Source organism: uncultured Capnocytophaga sp. (assembly GCF_938029845.1).
Taxonomy (GTDB): Bacteria; Bacteroidota; Bacteroidia; order Flavobacteriales; family Flavobacteriaceae; genus Capnocytophaga.
In genome coordinates this window covers 58,878-77,501 of sequence record NZ_CALHGG010000168.1, presented here as the reverse complement: position 1 = coordinate 77,501, position 18,624 = coordinate 58,878, and the positions used below count along the sequence as shown (strand labels likewise).

The 18,624-nt window shown below is 42.7% G+C and carries 22 protein-coding genes and 1 CRISPR repeat array; of the genes, 13 read left to right on the top strand and 9 right to left on the bottom strand.

Going from position 1 to position 18,624, the window contains the following annotated elements; genetic code table 11:
• Positions 1-9: 9 nt before the first annotated feature.
• Entirely contained in the window at positions 10-525 is a 516-nt protein-coding gene (locus tag Q0625_RS13065) for a DUF2892 domain-containing protein (RefSeq protein WP_298828094.1), read from the top strand.
• A gap of 33 nt (positions 526-558) precedes the next feature.
• The gene (locus Q0625_RS13060; protein WP_298828090.1) at positions 559-1,395 is read left to right on the top strand and encodes an alpha/beta hydrolase; all 837 of its coding nucleotides are present in this window, start codon (positions 559-561) and stop codon (positions 1,393-1,395) included.
• A 65-nt stretch (positions 1,396-1,460) separates the two neighbouring features.
• On the opposite strand, the gene Q0625_RS13055 is transcribed toward Q0625_RS13060, so the two are convergent.
• The 5 genes from Q0625_RS13055 to Q0625_RS13035 form a co-directional block, all read right to left on the bottom strand.
• Complete coding sequence (locus tag Q0625_RS13055) at positions 1,461-2,105, bottom strand: rhodanese-like domain-containing protein (protein ID WP_298828088.1); 645 nt, start codon at positions 2,103-2,105, stop codon at positions 1,461-1,463.
• A gap of 20 nt (positions 2,106-2,125) precedes the next feature.
• Entirely contained in the window at positions 2,126-3,148 is a 1,023-nt protein-coding gene (galE, locus tag Q0625_RS13050; protein ID WP_298828086.1) for a UDP-glucose 4-epimerase GalE, read from the bottom strand.
• Between the two features lie 24 nt (positions 3,149-3,172).
• Entirely contained in the window at positions 3,173-4,009 is an 837-nt protein-coding gene (locus Q0625_RS13045; protein WP_298828084.1) for a mechanosensitive ion channel domain-containing protein, read from the bottom strand.
• Positions 4,010-4,112: 103 nt separating this feature from the next.
• Positions 4,113-5,516 (bottom strand): cell division protein FtsA, encoded by a 1,404-nt coding sequence (ftsA, locus tag Q0625_RS13040; protein WP_298828082.1) that lies wholly within the window; start codon positions 5,514-5,516, stop codon positions 4,113-4,115.
• Positions 5,517-5,600: 84 nt separating this feature from the next.
• Positions 5,601-6,359 (bottom strand): hypothetical protein, encoded by a 759-nt coding sequence (locus Q0625_RS13035; protein WP_298828081.1) that lies wholly within the window; start codon positions 6,357-6,359, stop codon positions 5,601-5,603.
• A 171-nt stretch (positions 6,360-6,530) separates the two neighbouring features.
• Here Q0625_RS13035 and Q0625_RS13030 point away from each other — a divergent pair, with 171 nt between their 5' ends.
• Positions 6,531-7,448, top strand: coding sequence for a UDP-3-O-(3-hydroxymyristoyl)glucosamine N-acyltransferase (locus Q0625_RS13030; RefSeq protein WP_298828078.1), 918 nt, complete (start codon positions 6,531-6,533; stop codon positions 7,446-7,448).
• Between the two features lie 18 nt (positions 7,449-7,466).
• The gene (locus tag Q0625_RS13025; RefSeq protein WP_298828076.1) at positions 7,467-8,765 is read left to right on the top strand and encodes a glycosyltransferase; all 1,299 of its coding nucleotides are present in this window, start codon (positions 7,467-7,469) and stop codon (positions 8,763-8,765) included.
• Here the strand turns inward: Q0625_RS13025 and Q0625_RS13020 are convergent.
• Entirely contained in the window at positions 8,742-9,305 is a 564-nt protein-coding gene (locus tag Q0625_RS13020) for a hypothetical protein (RefSeq protein WP_298828180.1), read from the bottom strand. The genes Q0625_RS13025 and Q0625_RS13020 overlap by 24 nt on opposite strands.
• Positions 9,306-9,763: 458 nt before the next feature.
• Positions 9,764-12,873: a CRISPR direct-repeat array (repeat unit 34 nt; unit sequence GTTGTGAGTTGCTTTCAAATTCGTAACTTTGTGA).
• Positions 12,874-13,420: 547 nt separating this feature from the next.
• On the bottom strand, positions 13,421-13,558 hold the full coding sequence (locus Q0625_RS13015; RefSeq protein WP_007366488.1) for a hypothetical protein: 138 nt from the start codon (positions 13,556-13,558) through the stop codon (positions 13,421-13,423).
• Between the two features lie 322 nt (positions 13,559-13,880).
• On the opposite strand from Q0625_RS13015, the gene Q0625_RS13010 reads away from it, so the two are divergent.
• The 9 genes from Q0625_RS13010 (at position 13,881) to Q0625_RS14970 (ending at position 17,528) form a co-directional block, all read left to right on the top strand.
• On the top strand, positions 13,881-14,096 hold the full coding sequence (locus tag Q0625_RS13010; protein WP_007366490.1) for a hypothetical protein: 216 nt from the start codon (positions 13,881-13,883) through the stop codon (positions 14,094-14,096).
• Between the two features lie 11 nt (positions 14,097-14,107).
• Entirely contained in the window at positions 14,108-14,329 is a 222-nt protein-coding gene (locus Q0625_RS13005) for a hypothetical protein (protein WP_007366491.1), read from the top strand.
• Between the two features lie 13 nt (positions 14,330-14,342).
• On the top strand, positions 14,343-14,765 hold the full coding sequence (locus Q0625_RS13000) for a PcfK-like family protein (RefSeq protein ID WP_007366492.1): 423 nt from the start codon (positions 14,343-14,345) through the stop codon (positions 14,763-14,765).
• Between the two features lie 2 nt (positions 14,766-14,767).
• On the top strand, positions 14,768-16,057 hold the full coding sequence (locus Q0625_RS12995) for a PcfJ domain-containing protein (protein WP_014224642.1): 1,290 nt from the start codon (positions 14,768-14,770) through the stop codon (positions 16,055-16,057).
• 24 nt (positions 16,058-16,081) lie between these two features.
• Positions 16,082-16,339 carry a hypothetical protein gene (locus Q0625_RS12990; RefSeq protein ID WP_007366494.1) on the top strand — a complete coding sequence of 86 codons (258 nt, stop codon included), beginning with the start codon at positions 16,082-16,084 and terminating at the stop codon, positions 16,337-16,339.
• Between the two features lie 20 nt (positions 16,340-16,359).
• Complete coding sequence (locus Q0625_RS12985) at positions 16,360-16,593, top strand: DUF3873 domain-containing protein (protein ID WP_007366495.1); 234 nt, start codon at positions 16,360-16,362, stop codon at positions 16,591-16,593.
• Positions 16,590-16,835, top strand: coding sequence for a hypothetical protein (locus Q0625_RS12980; protein WP_007366496.1), 246 nt, complete (start codon positions 16,590-16,592; stop codon positions 16,833-16,835). Before Q0625_RS12985 ends, Q0625_RS12980 begins: the two co-directional genes overlap by 4 nt.
• A gap of 45 nt (positions 16,836-16,880) precedes the next feature.
• Positions 16,881-17,189, top strand: coding sequence for a hypothetical protein (locus Q0625_RS12975; RefSeq protein ID WP_007366497.1), 309 nt, complete (start codon positions 16,881-16,883; stop codon positions 17,187-17,189).
• Between the two features lie 117 nt (positions 17,190-17,306).
• Positions 17,307-17,528, top strand: coding sequence for a hypothetical protein (locus Q0625_RS14970; protein ID WP_007366498.1), 222 nt, complete (start codon positions 17,307-17,309; stop codon positions 17,526-17,528).
• A 63-nt stretch (positions 17,529-17,591) separates the two neighbouring features.
• Here Q0625_RS14970 and Q0625_RS12965 read toward each other — a convergent pair whose 3' ends face one another.
• Positions 17,592-18,119 carry a lysozyme gene (locus tag Q0625_RS12965; RefSeq protein ID WP_007366499.1) on the bottom strand — a complete coding sequence of 176 codons (528 nt, stop codon included), beginning with the start codon at positions 18,117-18,119 and terminating at the stop codon, positions 17,592-17,594.
• On the bottom strand, positions 18,116-18,619 hold the full coding sequence (locus Q0625_RS12960; RefSeq protein WP_007366500.1) for a DUF3872 domain-containing protein: 504 nt from the start codon (positions 18,617-18,619) through the stop codon (positions 18,116-18,118). Before Q0625_RS12960 ends, Q0625_RS12965 begins: the two co-directional genes overlap by 4 nt.
• Between the last annotated feature and the right edge of the window lie 5 nt (positions 18,620-18,624).

Sequence of the window (18,624 nt, the reverse complement as noted above, 5' to 3'; positions counted from 1 at the left end):
TTATAACGAATGTTCCACAGATACATAAAAATAGCTATAGCAGTGCTTATCTTTGCATTTGCTATTTATCAATTCACTTTAGGAAATATTGGTAATGGGATATTTCTCATCCTTCTTTCTGCTATTCCTGTATTATTTTTCTTTAGAAATGAATTTTTGCTCTTGGCTTTCTTAAGGCTACGCAAGCAAGATATGATAGGCACTAAAAAGTGGCTTGATCGCATCAAGAATCCTGAAACAGCACTTATCCCTAAGCAAAGAGGCTATTACAATTATTTGTATGGAATAATCTCTTCTCAGACCAATCTTACTCAAGCGGAAAAATACTTCAAGACTGCTCTGAAATATGGACTTAATATGAGTTATGATGAGGCTATGGCGAGATTGAGTTTGGCAGGAATATCTATGCAAAAAAGACGTAAGAGAGAAGCTCAAGAGTATCTTGCACAAGCTAAGAAATTAGATAAACAAAATATGCTCAAGGATCAAATCCGAATGATGCAAGAGCAACTTAAAAGAATATAATATTTTTTCTAATTCTATCCTAACCCAAATTATATGAAAAAAGTTATTATAACCACCCTCTTATTTCTATTTATATTCCCTTTGTGTACTTTTGGACAAGCAGCGCCATTTTCAGTACAAAAAACAGGAGAAAAAGGAAATCCTATTTTATTTATTCCAGGGCTTGCCTGCTCAGCAGAAGTGTGGCAAGATACCATTAAGGAGTTTAGTCCTAATCATATCTGCTACCTCTTTACTATGGCAGGATTTGCAGGGGTTACTCCAGTGAAAGATCCAAGTTTGGAGAATTGGGCAGAAACTATCATTTCTTATATCAAAAAGGAAAAAATCAAGCAGCCTATTATTGTTGGGCACAGTTTGGGGGGAATGCTTGCTATGAAAATAGCAGCAAAAGAACCTAAACTACTTCAGAAAATAGTAGTGGTAGATGCGTTACCTGCGCTTGCAGCTCTCTCCAATAGTGATTTTAAAGTGGATCCCAATAAGGATTGTTCTCCTATAATTAAAGAGTTTGTGGATATGTCAAAGGAAAAAATTGAGCAAACACAAAGGTCATCTATGGTTTATTATACTGAAAATAAAGAGAAAATTCCTCAAATAGTACAATGGAGTGTAGATTCAGACAGGGAAACTATCGCAAAAATGGTCTGTGAATTATCTAATACAGATCTTAGGGAGGAGATACAACAGATACAAGTGCCTACTTTAGTCTTATTAGAGTCTGTTTTTAGCTTTTCCAAAAATAAGATAGAACAACAATACGCAAAGTTACCTAAAAAGGAACTTAAATATGCAAATAAGGGACTCCATTTTGTTATGTATGACGATTATGATTGGTATATACAACAACTAAAAGAGTTTATTCAATAAAAAGTAAGTGAACAATACACTGAAGAAGAGGCTGTCGACGAAAGACAGCCTCTTTTTTGTAGCATCTACTCTTGGAAATACTTTGATTTGGTCAGTATAAAAAGGTTTTCATCCTGAACTCCTATAAGTTCATGCTCTACATTAGCAGGGATATTATAGGTATCTAAAGCCTTAAGTAGTACTTCTTCTCCATTGATCAAAAAGCGAACTTCTCCTTTGACCATCACAAGAAAAGCAGGAACATCGGTAGTGTGCTTTCTAAGAACAGCACCTTTACCTAAAGCAACGGCTACTTGTTTTACTCCTTCACCACTCTTTATCACTAATGCAGTATGCTTGTCAGTACGATAGGTGAGCATATCCATAAGATTCTCTTTTTGTAGAGACTTGAGGAAAGCAACTCCTTTTCCATTTACTGCCTGAATGTTGTGCTTGGCAAGGAGTTTTTTAGCTGCTTCAGAGCGTTTGCCACTCCTACAGAAGACAATAATATTGGTTTTTCCTTGGAACTGAGAAAGTTCCTTCTCTATCTTTTCCAAAGGAATATTTACAGCACGTGCAGCGCTTCCTTGGTCAAATTCCTTTTCAGAACGTACATCTACTAAGAAAGCATCTTTCTCATTGACAAGGGTAGCAAGGGATTTCTCTTGTGCTAAGGCTATCCCTGAAAGGGAGAGTGTTAGCAGTGAGAGGAGTTTTTTTATTTTCATAGGGTAAAAATTAAATAAGGTTATTTTTCTCTTAGTTTCTTCTCCCAATTCCAAGCCGAAAGCAGTGCATCTTCGAGGGATTGCTTAGCCTTCCACTGTAATTCTCGGTTTGCTTTTTGGGTATCAGCATAGGCAGCAATGACATCTCCTGCACGACGACCTACAATTTTGTAAGGGAGGGATTGCCCGCTTACTTTTTCAAAGGCCTTGATAACCTCCAAGACAGAACTTCCCTTACCTGTACCTACGTTGAACACCTCATAATTTCCTTGTATCTTCCCCTCAAGAATATACTCAAGGGCAGCTAAGTGTGCTTCCGCTAGATCAACCACATGGATATAATCTCGGATACAAGTACCATCGGGGGTAGGGTAGTCGTCTCCATATACAGAGAGGGATTCACGCAAACCAATGGCGGTTTGGGTAATGTAAGGAATCAAGTTTTGAGGAACTCCATTAGGTAACTCCCCAATAAGGGCAGACTCATGGGCTCCAATAGGGTTGAAATAGCGTAGGGAAATAGCCTTGATATTAGGTGCTACGGCACAAGTATCACGGATGATTTCTTCATTGATCTGCTTAGTATTTCCATAAGGGCTTTCAGCTTGCTTGAAAGGGGCATCTTCGGTTACAGGGAGCTTGTCAGCTTGTCCATATACAGTACAAGAAGAACTGAAGATGAAAGCTGTATTTTCTCTTTTTTGAAGTTCTTGGAGGATATAGATAAGAGAAGCAATGTTGTTTTCATAGTACAAAAGTGGTTTTTCTACACTTTCGCCTACTGCCTTGGAGGCAGCAAAATGAATCACTCCATCAATATGGGGATAACGGCGGAAGAAGTCTTGTACTTTTTCCTTTTCTCTGAGGTCTATTTGCTCAAAAATAGGTGCTTTTCCTGTGATTTTGGCAATTCTGTCTTTCACTTCAATAGAAGCGTTGGACAAATTGTCAATGATAATCACCTGATGGCCTGCTTGTTGTAGGGCAACTGTGGTATGAGAGCCAATAAAGCCCAAACCTCCTGTTACTAAAATGGTTGCCATATTCTTAATTTATTAGATATTATTTTATTGTGAAATGATATGTACGTCTCTTTGAGGGAAAGGTATTTCAATACCTTCCTTATCAAAGGTTAATTTTATCTGTTCTATGAGGTAAAAGTGAGTATCCCAATAGTGTTCTGTCTTTGACCATACACGTACGGTGAAGTTTACAGAACTATCCGCCAATTCATTTACATAAACCACGGGAGCAGGATCTTGAAGCGCAGTAGGGCAACTTTTGATAAGTGAATAGAGAATTTCCTTTGCTTTTTTGAGATCTGAACCATAGCCAATACCAACAATAATATTATCTCGGCGGGTTGTATTTTGAGAATAATTAATGATATTATCTGAGAACAACGGTCCATTAGGGATAATGACACGTTCGTTTCCAAACTTGATAAGGGTAGTATAGAACATACCTATACGCTCCACTGTGCCTATATGTCCCTTGGCTTCAATAGAATCACCTATACGGAAAGGCTTGAGTATTAGGAGCATGATACCTCCCGCAAAATTGGATAGCGATCCCTGCAAAGCCAAGCCTATGGCAACACCTGCAGCAGCTAAAGCACCTAAGAAAGAGGAAACAGGTACCCCTACCTTTTGAATAACTGTCAAAAAGAGGATGATATAGAGTACCCAGCGTAGTAACTCATTGACAAAATTCTGAATGGTAATATCTACTGAACGCGCGATCATCAAGCGTCTTACGAATTTTCGGATAAATCGACATATCCATACCCCTACAAAAAGGACAATAATAGCTCCTATTATACTGGGTAAGAAACCGATAATTTTGTCCATGAATTTTCCAAAAAAGGACTGAAAATCATTTAGATATACATCTTTTTGTTCCATAGTGTAAAGTAATAAATTAAGAGACAAAAATAAGGATTATAATTGTACCTAACAAATATAATCCCTATTTTTTACGTTAATGTAGTATAAAAATCAAGTATGGCTATTCCATGGTTTTGAAAAAGTCGGTAAACTTATCAGAGATGGTCTTTATGATAGTTTTCTTTTCGGTCTTCTGTTCTTCCTCTTTTGCCTTTTCTGGTTCTTGTTGTTCAGCTACAGGAAGAACAACAGGCTCGGGGATGATAGGAGCTGCTTCTTCCTCTGCCTCTACATGTGGGATAGCATCTTGTACAGAGGCATCACTCAGTTGGGAGAAGTCAATACGCTGTCCCTCACTGTGTTCGCGCTCAATACCGTCCAATAGGAGTCCAATGGCTGTTGCATAGATTGGTGAAGAGAGTTCGGTAGGGGTATTACTCGCCAAGTGTTCGTTGGGGTGACCAATACGTGTAGGTAGCCCTGTGAGGTATTCTACTAGCTGAGGGAGATCCTTCAGTTCGCTACCCCCTCCTGTAAGTACAATCCCTGCAATGAGTTTTTTGCGAGGTTGATCATAGCCATAGTTTTTGATTTCATTGAAAATCGCTTCAATGATTTCTTCCATACGGCAGCGGATAATGCGCGCTAAGTTGGTGACTTGTATTTCTTGAGGCTCACGTCCTTTGAACATTTGGATATTAATAACCTCATTCTCTTTAGTATATTCAGGCCATGCAGAGCCAAAACGGATTTTGAGTTGTTCCGCTTGTTTGTCAAAGACTCCACAGCCTTCCCTAATATCTTTATCAATAATATTTCCACCGAAAGGAACCACTGCTGTATAGCGGATATAACCTTCCTTGAAGATAGCAAGGTCAGTGGTACCCCCTCCGATATCTACCAAAGCAACTCCTGCTTCTTTTTCCTCCTCGCTCAAAACAGAAGCAGAAGAAGCAATAGGTTCCAAGGTAAGTCCTTTTAGCGCAATACCCGCCTTGGTTACACAACGCTGTATATTCTTGATAGGGGCTACTTGACCAGTTACAATATGGAAAGTACCCTCCAAACGTGCGCCTACCATTCCGATAGGATCATGTATATCTTCTTGGTTATCAACCTTATATTCTTGGGGGAGTATATGAATCACTTCTTCACCTGGGTATCGATTCTTGCTGCTCATCACACATTGGCAGAGACTTTCTAAGTCCTTAACGGTGATAATCTCATCGGCATTCTCGCGAGTGATATAGTCAGATGCCTCATTACTCTTGATATGTTGTCCAGCAATTCCTACATAAGCCTCGGAGATGACCACCCCAGCCTTGGCTTGTGCTTGTGCTACTGCTTGTTCTATAGAATCAATAGTTTTTCCTATATTTCCCACCATACCACGGAAAATACCTTGACTCTTAGCCTTTCCATAGCCTAAGATTTCCAATTTGCCATACTGATTCTCACATCCAATGATCGCCACAATCTTAGTAGTACCTATGTCAATACCAGCAAAGTATTTTCTTTGATTCATTTTATTTTCTGTTTTCATTTCTAAATAATATCAAATCTGTTATTTTGTGCGTTTTTTAATTCTTTTATGAATATTTTTAATTCCTTACTGATTTTCATGTTCAGTGAAATGCTCTGCTCTATGGCAGACAACCTGATTGTTATATTGTAAATCTACTCTTGTATATTTCTCTAAGAAATGATCCTTATCTGCTTTTTTGTAAAATGCTTTTAAGTTGTTGAACTTCAGTTGGATATCGTCAGCTTTTCCCAAGCAAATTAAGAAATCAGCTCCTCGAAGTCGTGTATAAAAAGCTCCCTTATTGGCGGTCAATTCTATGATATTCTCTTTTAGAAAAGGATCTGTATAGATGTGCTTTAGGATTAGGTGAGCATCCTCCCATAGCTTTTCACTAACACCCCGTACAATAGGTACACGCGCTGAAGTAGCTTTCGAAAGAGGCATCTGTTTGCCTTGCATATCCATATAATAGAATTGGTTATTGGCGATAATTCTTGCTATGGGTTCACGCTGCTTAACAACTACCTTCAGTATACCGTCAATAGTGAGATAAATATCTGCATTTTCTACCATGGGATCAGCGTCTAGTTTTTTTTCCAACAAATTTATTTTCAGCTCTTTAAGAGAGTATTCTTCGGCATTCTTGGCAGAAAATAGCAAGTTTTCAATGGCATCATTAGTGATATATTGCACCTTGTCAAGCGGCGCCTCACGATTGATGATTATTTTCTGTACTTTGCGAATATTATTTCGGTGGTTAGCAAAAGACTGGAATAATATTGGTAAGAGAACAATACAACTGATTTTGAGGATAATAAATAATTGCGCTTTTTTATTATTCATCAGTGAAATAATATATAATCGGTAGGGCAAAGATAGTAATAAATGCACTGAGAATAATCATATAAAGAGGTATTTTTATTAACAAATGGAGGATGTATTTTTTTTAGAAAAAATTCACTATTTAGGTATTCATATTTTTTTTATCTTTGCAACCATATTATTTATAATTATATGAAATTTCCGCAACCTTATACTTTAGAGCAAATAGCTACCATTATCAATTGTCCCTTTGTAGGGGATAGTACTTTTCCTGTACTGGGAATGAATGAGATACATGTGGTAGAACAGGGCGATATTGTCTTCGTGGATCACCCTAAGTACTATGACAAAGCCTTGCAGTCTAAAGCAACTATAGTGCTGATAAATAAGGAAGTACCTTGTCCAGAGGGCAAAGCGCTTCTTATCTCAGATGACCCCTTTAGGGATTTCAATAAGCTCACCCAATTCTTCAAACCTTTTGAAAAGGCGGTTGCACAAGTATCCCCAACGGCGAAGATAGGCAAACATACTGTTATACAACCTGGTGCTTTTGTAGGAAACCATGTAGAGATAGGCGACCACTGTCTCATTCATGCCAATGTGACTATATATGATGGCTGCAAGATAGGAAATCATGTAACGATACATGCAGGTACCACCCTCGGTGCGGATGCTTTCTATTATAAAAAACGTCCTGAAGGTTTTGACAAACTCCTCTCAGGGGGGCGCGTAGTGATAGAAGATTATGTGGACTTGGGTGCCCTCTGTACGATAGACCGAGGCGTAACAGGCGATACAACTATTAAGCGAGGCACCAAGATAGACAACCATGTACATATAGGTCATGATACGGTAGTGGGGCAGGAGTGTCTGATTGCTTCCCAAGTAGGTATAGCAGGCTGTGTGGTGATTGAGGATAGGGTTACCCTATGGGGACAAGTGGGAATCACCAGTGGGGTTACCATAGGTGAAAAAGCAGTAATTCTCGCCCAAAGTGGTGTGACGAAATCACTCGAAGGCAACCAAACTTATTTTGGTTCCCCTGCTGAAGAAGCTCGTAAGAAATACAAGGAATTGGCTTCGGTGAGAAGTCTTGCTGAAAAACGTTAGGAAATAACCAAGGAGGGAATGAAAAAAGTACTTATCATCACTTACTATTGGCCACCTGCGGGAGGACCTGGGGTACAGCGCTGGGTTAAGTTTGTCAAGTACCTACGTGATTTTGGGATAGAACCCATTATCTATACCCCTGAGAATCCTACCTATCCCATACTAGACCCCCATATAGCGGCCGATATCCCAGAAGATTTGACCCTCTTAAAAACTAAGATTTTTGAGCCTTATGCTTTGGCTTCACTCTTCTCTAAGGAGAAAACCCAAAAGATAAGTGCAGGTATTATTCCCACCAAAAAACCTTCCTTACTTGATAAGCTCCTACTCTGGATACGGGGCAACCTCTTTATCCCCGATGCACGGGTACTATGGGTACGCCCCTCTGTAAAGTATTTATCAGAATACCTTACAGAGCACCCCATAGATACTATTATTACCACCGCACCCCCTCATAGCCTACACCTTATAGGGCTACGCCTCAAGGAAAAGTTTCCCTCTCTACGCTGGATAGCCGATTTCAGAGATCCATGGACTACCATAGGCTACCACTCCCAACTAAGACTCACTAGGCGTTCCGCGCGAAAACACCTAGCTATGGAGCGTACAGTCTTACAAACTGCCGATACCCTTATTGTAACCAGTCCTAGTACCCAAAGAGAGTTTCAAGCCAAGACCTCTCGCCCTATTGAGGTGATTACCAATGGCTATGATGATGACTTCCCTACACAAACCCCTTCGCTATCTCCTTACTTTTTGCTTTCCCATATAGGTTCCCTACTCTCCGAACGCAATCCCGAACCTCTTTGGCAGGTCTTAAGTGAGATGACAAAGGAACAGCCCGATTTTAGGAGAGACTTACGCCTCTGCTTAGCAGGGAAAGTAAGCGATGAGGTACTCACTAGTCTTCAGAAATGGCAGCTTACCGACTATCTAGACTTAAAAGGCTATATTTCCCATACTGAGGCTATTGCCTTGCAACGACAATCCCAACTTTTGCTCCTTCTGGAGATCAACCACCCCAAGACAGAAGGTATTATCCCAGGCAAGCTCTTTGAATATATGGCCTCCCAGCGACCTATACTCGCTTTGGGCTATAAGCAATGGGATGTAAAGGATATTATTGCACAAACCCAAACAGGGATTACTCTTTCCCTAACAGATACCCAAGCTATTAGAGAAGCTCTCACTCATTATTATACCCTCTATAAGTCCCAACAACTTCATACGCACCCTACTTCCCTTGAGACCTATCATAGGAAAAACCTTACTAAAAGACTTAGTGAAGTAATTTTAAGGGGGGAGCGCCTTGGTTAGTGTTAGGGTAGAAAAGCGATGTAAAGAAACTCCCCTTATAGAAGACCCAATCAAAGTATTTTCTTTGTACAAGTCTTCCTTAGCAGCTGAGTGCTGGTGGCAAACCTTACGGGGTTTGCTCGTATGGTTAGGACTTTTATCCTTCTTGACACAAGGGCGCTGGCGACAAACCTTACGGGGTTTGCTCGCAGGATAGGCGACTTTGTCATTAGGATGGTTCGGCTCTTGCCGAGAAGTCCTTAACTTTCTTTCCCTAGGAGAGGCGCTTACTAAGCAGGTACTGGTTGGAGCGTCTATATCTGGTTGGGCGGATTGCTCACCGGCTCCACTGTTGTGGGTTTTGCCCTTACAGGCAGACGTTGGTCTATCATCTGTTAAGCTAGTAGGTATTGTACTGATAGGCGTTGTTCTATCATATATAGCATGCTTAGCTGTTGCTTGTTTTTCACTATTCACTTTTCGTTTCTCACTTCTTTGCTTCCCTCCTTCTAAGCGTATAATGAGACGAATAGCCGCGATGCTTTGGCTAATGGTAGCCACTATGGTCTTCCTTGCTTTCTATCGGCTCACGACGAGCGTATGTCCAAAGTATTTCTAAAGCCTCTTCCATAACTTAAAAGTTTTCAGCAGTCAGTTTTCAGTCTATTGCGACTAATGGCTGGTGACTATTTGTGCTCTATGACTGACCACTGACGTATAAAAAGTGAATAGTGAAAAATTAAAAGTTTTCAGTAGTCAGAAGTCAGTTTTCAGTCTATTGCGACTAATGGCTGGTGACTATTTGTGCCCTATAACTGACCACTGACGTCTGAATACTGACCACTGATTGTGGTGCAAAGTTACGATATCACAAAGGGTAAAGTCAAGGAAAAAGCCTATGAGAAGTAAGAATTTATACAATAAAAAATAATGTTAAGTATTTAACAGTGGTCAGTGGGCAGAAGGCAGTAGACAGTGGTCAGCCTATTCTGATTAATTTCTGTTTCTTTAGAGCGTTAGTTGTGAGTTGTTTTCAAATTCGTAACTTTGTGATCTCAAACAACTAAGACACACGAGGAGGTTGGCGAGCTTATGTTGTGAGTTGCTTTCAAATTCGTAACTTTGTGACCTCAAACAACGCTTAAGAAATGGATTTTCCTTATTAAATTGTTGTGAGTTGCTTTCAAATTCGTAACTTTGTGACCTCAAACAACTTGGGATCGTCTAGGGATACCAGCACAAGGGTTGTGAGTTGCTTTCAAATTCGTAACTTTGTGACCTCGAACAACCAAATTTTTTTAACATGGCAAAATTACTACGTTGTGAGTTGCTTTCAAATTCGTAACTTTGTGACCTCAAACAACTTAGTGGTTAGTAATTCAAAATCAAAACTCAGTTGTGAGTTGCTTTCAAATTCGTAACTTTGTGACCTCAAACAACTGCAGCACTACTATTTAGTGCTTTTAGCTAGTTGTGAGTTGCTTTCAAATTCGTAACTTTGTGACCTCAAACAACCCTTATTAAGAGATAACAGAGCTGCTATGTTGTGAGTTGCTTTCAAATTCGTAACTTTGTGACCTCAAACAACCAGACATGAAGACATACCAAAATGGTACAGGTTGTGAGTTGCTTTCAAATTCGTAACTTTGTGACCTCAAACAACGCAGGGGGCAGAGTATGACAATGAAAGTAGTTGTGAGTTGCTTTCAAATTCGTAACTTTGTGACCTCAAACAACATGTTGTTTTTTTGGATATCAAGGAACTTAGTTGTGAGTTGCTTTCAAATTCGTAACTTTGTGACCTCAAACAACTCAATCACAAAGGGGGCATTGGTAAGACTAGTTGTGAGTTGCTTTCAAATTCGTAACTTTGTGACCTCAAACAACTACATAGTAAAAATTGAAAAAATATGAATAGTTGTGAGTTGCTTTCAAATTCGTAACTTTGTGACCTCAAACAACTTAGTGGTTAGTAATTCAAAATCAAAACTCAGTTGTGAGTTGCTTTCAAATTCGTAACTTTGTGACCCTCAAACAACTATAGAGTTTATCAAAGCGTATAAGGGTAGTTGTGAGTTGCTTTCAAATTCGTAACTTTGTGACCTCAAACAACTGAAGTCTGGGGAGGAATTAACGCAGAAAAGTTGTGAGTTGCTTTCAAATTCGTAACTTTGTGACCTCAAACAACTACGGATATATACGCGTGAGTACGGATAGGGTTGTGAGTTGCTTTCAAATTCGTAACTTTGTGACCTCAAACAACCTCTCCCCTGATGGCCTTTGGCAGGTCAATGTTGTGAGTTGCTTTCAAATTCGTAACTTTGTGACCTCAAACAACTGTACTGATATTAGGTATATCTTAAGTGTAGTTGTGAGTTGCTTTCAAATTCGTAACTTTGTGATCACAAACAACAATACATTTTCTTTCTACTAAGGAGCCTCTGTTGTGAGTTGCTTTCAAATTCGTAACTTTGTGATCACAAACAACTTTGAGCCTCACAGATGAACGCGACCCTGCGGTTGTGAGTTGCTTTCAAATTCGTAACTTTGTGATCACAAACAACACGCTGAGGAGCGACCTATCGAGGGCTGAGGTTGTGAGTTGCTTTCAAATTCGTAACTTTGTGATCACAAACAACCCTCTAAGAGGGTAGCCGTTTTATCATAGTGTTGTGAGTTGCTTTCAAATTCGTAACTTTGTGATCACAAACAACTATTATATATAGCACTTCCTCCTAACGTCGGTTGTGAGTTGCTTTCAAATTCGTAACTTTGTGATCACAAACAACCTATCTATAGTGTCAATACCATGCTGACCGGGTTGTGAGTTGCTTTCAAATTCGTAACTTTGTGATCACAAACAACAATGCTGTTAAACGATATAAGACGGCTTCCGTTGTGAGTTGCTTTCAAATTCGTAACTTTGTGATCACAAACAACGTCCCTCGTCTCTATGTATATGCACCTGCAGTTGTGAGTTGCTTTCAAATTCGTAACTTTGTGATCACAAACAACCGAACCAGGGGAAGAAGAAGTACAACAAAGGGTTGTGAGTTGCTTTCAAATTCGTAACTTTGTGATCACAAACAACAGGTTGCTCGATATACCATTGACATCTACGTTGTGAGTTGCTTTCAAATTCGTAACTTTGTGATCACAAACAACAGATAGACGGGCGGGTATATGACAATGCAGTTGTGAGTTGCTTTCAAATTCGTAACTTTGTGATCACAAACAACCTCTGCGGAGAGCTGCCCTGCGGACATAGTGTTGTGAGTTGCTTTCAAATTCGTAACTTTGTGATCACAAACAACTTTCCGTTGAGGGCTTGTATTTCCCTAAACTGTTGTGAGTTGCTTTCAAATTCGTAACTTTGTGATCACAAACAACATACAAAGAAGCCGTAATTGAAAGAGTTAAGTTGTGAGTTGCTTTCAAATTCGTAACTTTGTGATCACAAACAACTCATTATATAAACAGGAAGGATACTCCATAGTTGTGAGTTGCTTTCAAATTCGTAACTTTGTGATCACAAACAACTCTTCTATAAAAGCAGTAGCATTGTGGTGTGTTGTGAGTTGCTTTCAAATTCGTAACTTTGTGATCACAAACAACTTTTCCTTTTCTGTGGTATAATCAAATCTAGTTGTGAGTTGCTTTCAAATTCGTAACTTTGTGATCACAAACAACCCCCTTTCTTTTGCCCACTCTTGGATAAGTGTTGTGAGTTGCTTTCAAATTCGTAACTTTGTGATCACAAACAACGTTATCACAAAACAAAACTGTATATCTCATCGTTGTGAGTTGCTTTCAAATTCGTAACTTTGTGATCTCAAACAACGAAGCTCTGGATTCAATAACTCAATTGCTGTTGTGAGTTGCTTTCAAATTCGTAACTTTGTGACCTCAAACAACTTTCTACCCTTTGCGCTGGAGACGGAGCGTGTTGTGAGTTGCTTTCAAATTCGTAACTTTGTGACCTCAAACAACCCTGTTGGGTTATTGATGTTTCTGAACAGTGTTGTGAGTTGCTTTCAAATTCGTAACTTTGTGACCTCAAACAACTTATGCAGAAATTCAAACATCAATTCTAATGTTGTGAGTTGCTTTCAAATTCGTAACTTTGTAGATAGAAGTTACGAAAAGAGTGTAATTTATTGGAACTGAGCGTAGGTTAATTGCTCATGATAGTAATAGGTTACGATTTAGTTAGTTATCTACTGCATCATCCTTCTGCGCGTTGCGTAACCTTCAAAGAACTCTTCGTATGCAAAAGTAACAATAAAACGGGAGATTTTGAAATGAATCTCCCTAATTTTTTCTTCTCATACAAGTTTTTCCGTAAAAGCGGTTTTGTCCGTCGGCACACCATCGCCCAAAAGGATTTTGGTCGAACGTATGCCGACTACGCATAAGCGGAGAAAAGGGCTTTGCCTCACGCCTAAACAACAGTTTAGACTAATGATGCAAGGCCCATTTCTTTTGTGCTTATGCCAAAGAGGTGCTTTTACGGGTTTCTGACGATTTTTCTTTTTCCACTGTTCCTTTGAGCCGTAAGCGGAAAGCCGTGTCTGACCGCCCGATCCATAAATGGAACAAGCCGTCACACACGGCAGGCAAACCGGGAAGAATGATTTTATCCGTCCGACCGTACACGCTCGGCCAGACATATAAAATCATACTTCCTTGCCGGTGGTTTGCCCGGTTTCACGCCTCCGGCTATGTCCCTTTTCCTTTTGGCGTTTTCCCTTTTTTACGGATTTCTCTTTTGAAGTTTTCCTGTCCAATCTGCCTCCACTTCCGTTTACCTCCATTTTCGCGTCTTTCAGTGAGCCGCATCAGATAGTCATTTCCGTTCTGGGCGCAAAGGTAATTCCGGGATTGGACGGGAATGCAAGGTCAAGCCTCCTGTTTTCGGAAAAAATCTCCAGCCCTGCGGGTAGTATTTTTCCCGAAAAACCTTGCATTCCCTAATCCCTACCTTTTCAAGCACCCGAAACGAAAACGACCGATGCGACAGAAAGACGCATAAAAAAAATGTCGGATAAACGAGAGGCAGATAAGATAGTTTGAAACTCAACTCCCTCAGCTCTTGAATCCGCATTAAAAAACAAAAAAATCAAAAACAGCGAAGATATGACGGCAACGGCAAATTTCAGACAAATGGCGCAGTACATAGGGCTTGCGATATGCGGCTTGATGGTACGCACCGCCTTCGGGATGTTCGGCATCTTTTGGGGCATTATTAGAGAGATTGTAAACGGAGTGTTCCGAGTGGCGATAGGTGTAATCGTGGCTATCCTTTCCACTATTGCCTTCTTCGGCTTCATCCTTTGGTTATTCACCCTTTAACCCCTACTGACATGGCAAAGAGAAGCAGCAAAACGGCAGCGCAGCAGTGCAGATACTACGAGGTGGACAACATCTTCGTGTACATGGTGGAAACGTACATCAACGGCAACATATCCGTGTTCCGTGAACTCTACCGAGAACTGAACAAGGACGCACGGAGGGACTTTACAGACTTCCTTCTGAGCGAGGTAGAGCCGACCTATTGGAGAGAAATACTGAAACAGACAATCTAAAAAAGACAGCGATATGAAAGGAACAGAACATTTCAAGAGAACGATACAGATGTATCTGGAGCAGCGTGCAGCGGAAGATACGCTCTTTGCGAGGAACTACCGCAACCCTGCCAAGAACATAGACGATTGTGTCACCTACATTCTCAACTACGTGCAGCGGAGCGGTTGCAACGGCTTCACGGACGGGGAGATATTCGGGCAAGCCGTCCACTACTATGACGAGAACGAGATAGAGGTAGGCAAGCCCATTCAGTGCCAAGTGGCGGTGAACCACGTTGTGGAACTCACGGCAGAGGAAAAGGCGGAAGCACGGCAGAACGCAGTCCGCAGATACCAAGAGGAGGAACTCCGCAAGTTGCAGAACCGCAGCAAGCCGAGAACCGCCACCAAAGCGACCGCACAAGAAGTACAACAACCCAACCTATTCAATTTCTGATTATGAAACCGAGAACACCCATACAGCAGGAAGTCGCACGATTGAGCGAGCGACTGCCGAAATTGACCGCCACACAGAGGGCTTACGCTTTCCGCCATTGCTTCAAACATTACGCCATCAAGAGGGCGGACGGCACGAACATCTGCACCGAGTGCGGACATTCGTGGAGGAGTGAACACAACCTTGCGGACACCGTTTGCGGATGCACCTGCCCGCATTGCGGCATGGAGTTGGAAGCGTTGCGCACCCGAAAGAGCGTGTTCAGCGAGAACGAGTATTTCTGCATCATCACCACCTGCAAGCAGTACCAAGTGATACGCTTCTTCTTCGTCAAGTCCCAATACAAGGCAGGGCAGGCAGCCGGGTATTCCATTTATGAAGTGGTGCAAAGGTGGATTTCGCCCAAAGGCACAACCGTCACCATTGCCCGACTGCGTGGAATGTCCATACTTTACTACGACCTATGGGCGGAATACAGCGACATGGAGGTACGCAAGAACAACAAACTCCGTGCATACGATATAAACCCCGTCTGCACCTATCCCCGACAGCGTTTCATACCCGAACTGAAACGCAACGGCTTCAATGGCGAATACCACAACATACTGCCTTACGACCTTTTCACGGCTATCCTTTCCGACAGCCGAGCCGAAACGCTGTTGAAGGCAGGGCAATACCCCATGTTGCGCCACTATATCCGCAGTTCCTTTGACATAGAGAGGTATTGGGCATCCGTAAAGATATGTATCCGCAACGGCTACACCATTGCTGACGGCTCCATGTGGCGTGACACCATAGACCTCCTGCGGCATTTCGGCAAGGACACGAACAGCCCGAAGTACGTCTGTCCCTCCGACCTCAAAGCCGAACACGACAGACTTATGCACAAGCGCAACAAGGAGATAGAACGCAAGAAGTTGGAGGAACGCATCCGCCAAGCGAAGAAACACGAGAAGGCATACCGCAAACTCAAAGGCATATTCTTCGGCATCGCCTTCACGGACGGCACTTTGCAGGTGCGTGTGTTGGAGAGCGTTGCGGAGTTTGCAGCGGAAGGGACGGAACTGCACCATTGCGTGTTTTCCAACTCCTATTTCCTTGAAAAGAACTCTCTTATCCTATCCGCTACCATTGACGGCAAGCGCATAGAAACGGTGGAGGTTTCCTTGAAGACATTGGAAGTGGTGCAAAGTCGTGGCTTGCACAATTCCAATACCGAGTACCACGACCGCATTGTAAACCTTGTGAACAGCAACGTGAACCTTATCCGCCAGCGGATGGAAGCGGCATAGTATCAACCTATAATACCCAATAGTATGGAAGTAAAAATTGAAAGCATGGTTTGTCTGTGGGACGATAAAATCCCCACGATGTTCCTTGAATTTGTGAACCTCCTCACTCTTGCAACGAGTGAGGAGCAGTTAAGACGGAGTGTAAAGAACTTTGCCGAGAAGCACGGACTTGACAGGTTTTTCCTTTACGGCTTCGGTTCCCACCATTTCTACCTGCACCAACGCTACACGAGCGACCCCGAAATGGTGATGAAGAACAGAGTTTTGTCAGTACATTTTTAACCACCCTAAAATCAACGATTATGGCAACACGGATGACCATCAACGGAGTAAGCACCTGCACGGAAGCAGGTACGGAGAAATACGAGCGTTTCCAATTAGGTATCGGCAGACGCAAGCGGACACTTGTGCAGTACGACTACCGCCACCCCACAGACGGAGAGTTGTTCTCTTGTGTCAAACCCACATTGGACGAGTGCCGAGAAGCACGGGATGAGTGGCTCACGGCAAAGGAAGGAAAGGAGGACAGACGATGAACGCAGCCTATCAAACGCTGATAGTGAAGTTCAGTGAGCCTATCAAAGTATTGGACGGCATCTTTGACGATGCCGAAGCGTGGGGAGTTGATACCCTAAAAGGGTGGATAGACGACTACGAGAGCAGCAGGTTTACCGCCATCAACAGCCATACGGCAGTCATCACAAGCGAGTACAATATGGAGTGCCTGATGGAATGGTTGAAACGAAACACACCCATTGCCGAGATAACAGAATGTTAAACAAGTTGGCGGTGTCCGCACCGCCAACCTACAACCAAGAAAAGCATGATAGCGAAGACTATTTTACAGCAGATAGGCGGCAGACGCTTTGCCGCCATGACGGGAAGCAAGGACTTTATAGATATGGGTAACGGACTGCGCATGAGCCTTGCGAGGAACAAGACGAGTGCCAACCGCCTTGACATCATCTACGATGCCGGCTTAGACCTCTACAATATGCGTTTCTACCGCAGGACGTTCAGCAAAAAGACATTCGAGTGCAAGACGAAGGACATCGAAACACACGATGGCATATATTGCGATATGCTGGAAGAAATGTTCACGATGGTAACAGGACTCTACACCCATTTTTGAGTGGCGGCGGACAAAGCCGCCCTACTTTCTTTCGGTGAGCATGACGGCGGACAAAGAAAGTAGCAAAGAAACCGCTGTCCCAATCTACGATAGTATTCACAAAAACAAGTTTCAATCATGGAAGAAATCAGACAGAACGGAAAAATCATCCTGCACAGCGATGACGGAACAAGCATAAGGATGATTTTCAAAAACCTCACGGGCAGGATTTTTCAAGGTCAGGAATATGTGGAGTATATCCGGCATATCGCAATCGGGGAGATGGGATTTTCGCCCGGCATCATAGAGCATTGCAGGGACGGTGAAGTAATCGGCAAAGGAAAAATCCCGAATGTATGAAAAGCGGAAACTCCGATGAAGTTGCGGCTTCATCGGAGTTTCATTTGTCAGGCATTTGCCATGTTACGGAATGTACAGCAGCGCAAACTCCGCCTTTCTCCGTTTGAGCAGCATGGCGTGCCGTTTCCCCTTGTAGTTGCAGAAAGCGATATATTCCCGGTAAATGTTCCTGTCGCCCGCCTCCAATTTTCGGATCAGCGTGCTTTTGGGTATCTTCCCGCTCCCCAAAAGCCGGTATGGACCGACATTGTAGGCGAGCGTGGCAAGGAGCAGACTGTCACGCCCGAACTTACGGAACATGGCGCAGAACTTACGCAAGTCTTTCCGCAGGAGTGCGTCCGCCTGCCGCTTCGTCATGGTGCGTGCCGAATACCTTTCCCCCGGCTGCACCTGATGACCCCAGCCCACGTATGGGTGGTGTTTCTCCGAGTGCCAGCCTTCAAAATACTTCGTACAGCGAACCGCCCGCTCAAAAGGCGGCAGGCGGTAGATTGCCGCCTGCCTGTCCGTCCCCTTCCGACGGCTGTCCCGTGCGGACACGGAGCAGACCGCCAGCAGCGAACAGAGGATAGCCATGAATACACGCATCATCTTGGCAGAGGTTTGTAATTGCCTATGGGGATGACGGTCTGAATGTCGTCCTTCACGTTCCGGTTGTTGAAGTCAAATTCCAATTCGTAGGAATTTTTGAAATTGTCCTCCACCACCACGATGAAGTTGTGCGCCTCGTCGCCCTCAGCCGTATAGTACAGCCGGAACTTCTCGTTTTCGAGCAGGTAGCGGTCATTGGGCAGAAAAGTAATGCCGCCCGCCATTTTCAGCGTGCCTTCCCCTTCGAACTGGAAATACCGGATGGTGTAGAGCGTGTTGGCGTAATCGCCCGTCCTTTTCAGTTCACAGCGGATTTCCACCGTCTGCCCCTTTGTGACCTTGTTCGGTACGGGCATCGTTTCCACCGTGAACGGATAGGATTGCTGGATGTCCATGTCATCGTCACACGATGCGAGCGTGAGCGACACGGCGGCGAACAGGCAGAGTGCCAACGCCTTGAAGATGGATATTCTCTTGTTCTTGTTGTTCAGTATGTTCATTGTCC

What these genes read in the sequence shown, in the direction of transcription:
- ftsA (WP_298828082.1), bottom strand. Translation starts at nt 5,516, where the DNA reads ATGAATCAAAGAAAATACTTTGCTGGTATTGACATAGGTACTACTAAG.
- Q0625_RS12965 (WP_007366499.1), bottom strand. Translation starts at nt 18,119, where the DNA reads ATGATGCGTGTATTCATGGCTATCCTCTGTTCGCTGCTGGCGGTCTGC.
- Q0625_RS14970 (WP_007366498.1), top strand. Translation starts at nt 17,307, where the DNA reads ATGGAAGAAATCAGACAGAACGGAAAAATCATCCTGCACAGCGATGAC.
- Q0625_RS13000 (WP_007366492.1), top strand. Translation starts at nt 14,343, where the DNA reads ATGAAAGGAACAGAACATTTCAAGAGAACGATACAGATGTATCTGGAG.
- Q0625_RS13035 (WP_298828081.1), bottom strand. Translation starts at nt 6,359, where the DNA reads ATGAATAATAAAAAAGCGCAATTATTTATTATCCTCAAAATCAGTTGT.
- Q0625_RS13060 (WP_298828090.1), top strand. Translation starts at nt 559, where the DNA reads ATGAAAAAAGTTATTATAACCACCCTCTTATTTCTATTTATATTCCCT.
- Q0625_RS13065 (WP_298828094.1), top strand. Translation starts at nt 10, where the DNA reads ATGTTCCACAGATACATAAAAATAGCTATAGCAGTGCTTATCTTTGCA.
- Q0625_RS12990 (WP_007366494.1), top strand. Translation starts at nt 16,082, where the DNA reads ATGGAAGTAAAAATTGAAAGCATGGTTTGTCTGTGGGACGATAAAATC.
- Q0625_RS13025 (WP_298828076.1), top strand. Translation starts at nt 7,467, where the DNA reads ATGAAAAAAGTACTTATCATCACTTACTATTGGCCACCTGCGGGAGGA.
- Q0625_RS13030 (WP_298828078.1), top strand. Translation starts at nt 6,531, where the DNA reads ATGAAATTTCCGCAACCTTATACTTTAGAGCAAATAGCTACCATTATC.
- Q0625_RS13045 (WP_298828084.1), bottom strand. Translation starts at nt 4,009, where the DNA reads ATGGAACAAAAAGATGTATATCTAAATGATTTTCAGTCCTTTTTTGGA.
- galE (WP_298828086.1), bottom strand. Translation starts at nt 3,148, where the DNA reads ATGGCAACCATTTTAGTAACAGGAGGTTTGGGCTTTATTGGCTCTCAT.
- Q0625_RS12980 (WP_007366496.1), top strand. Translation starts at nt 16,590, where the DNA reads ATGAACGCAGCCTATCAAACGCTGATAGTGAAGTTCAGTGAGCCTATC.
- Q0625_RS13015 (WP_007366488.1), bottom strand. Translation starts at nt 13,558, where the DNA reads ATGGAGGTAAACGGAAGTGGAGGCAGATTGGACAGGAAAACTTCAAAA.
- Q0625_RS12985 (WP_007366495.1), top strand. Translation starts at nt 16,360, where the DNA reads ATGGCAACACGGATGACCATCAACGGAGTAAGCACCTGCACGGAAGCA.
- Q0625_RS12975 (WP_007366497.1), top strand. Translation starts at nt 16,881, where the DNA reads ATGATAGCGAAGACTATTTTACAGCAGATAGGCGGCAGACGCTTTGCC.
- Q0625_RS13005 (WP_007366491.1), top strand. Translation starts at nt 14,108, where the DNA reads ATGGCAAAGAGAAGCAGCAAAACGGCAGCGCAGCAGTGCAGATACTAC.
- Q0625_RS12960 (WP_007366500.1), bottom strand. Translation starts at nt 18,619, where the DNA reads ATGAACATACTGAACAACAAGAACAAGAGAATATCCATCTTCAAGGCG.
- Q0625_RS13010 (WP_007366490.1), top strand. Translation starts at nt 13,881, where the DNA reads ATGACGGCAACGGCAAATTTCAGACAAATGGCGCAGTACATAGGGCTT.
- Q0625_RS12995 (WP_014224642.1), top strand. Translation starts at nt 14,768, where the DNA reads ATGAAACCGAGAACACCCATACAGCAGGAAGTCGCACGATTGAGCGAG.
- Q0625_RS13055 (WP_298828088.1), bottom strand. Translation starts at nt 2,105, where the DNA reads ATGAAAATAAAAAAACTCCTCTCACTGCTAACACTCTCCCTTTCAGGG.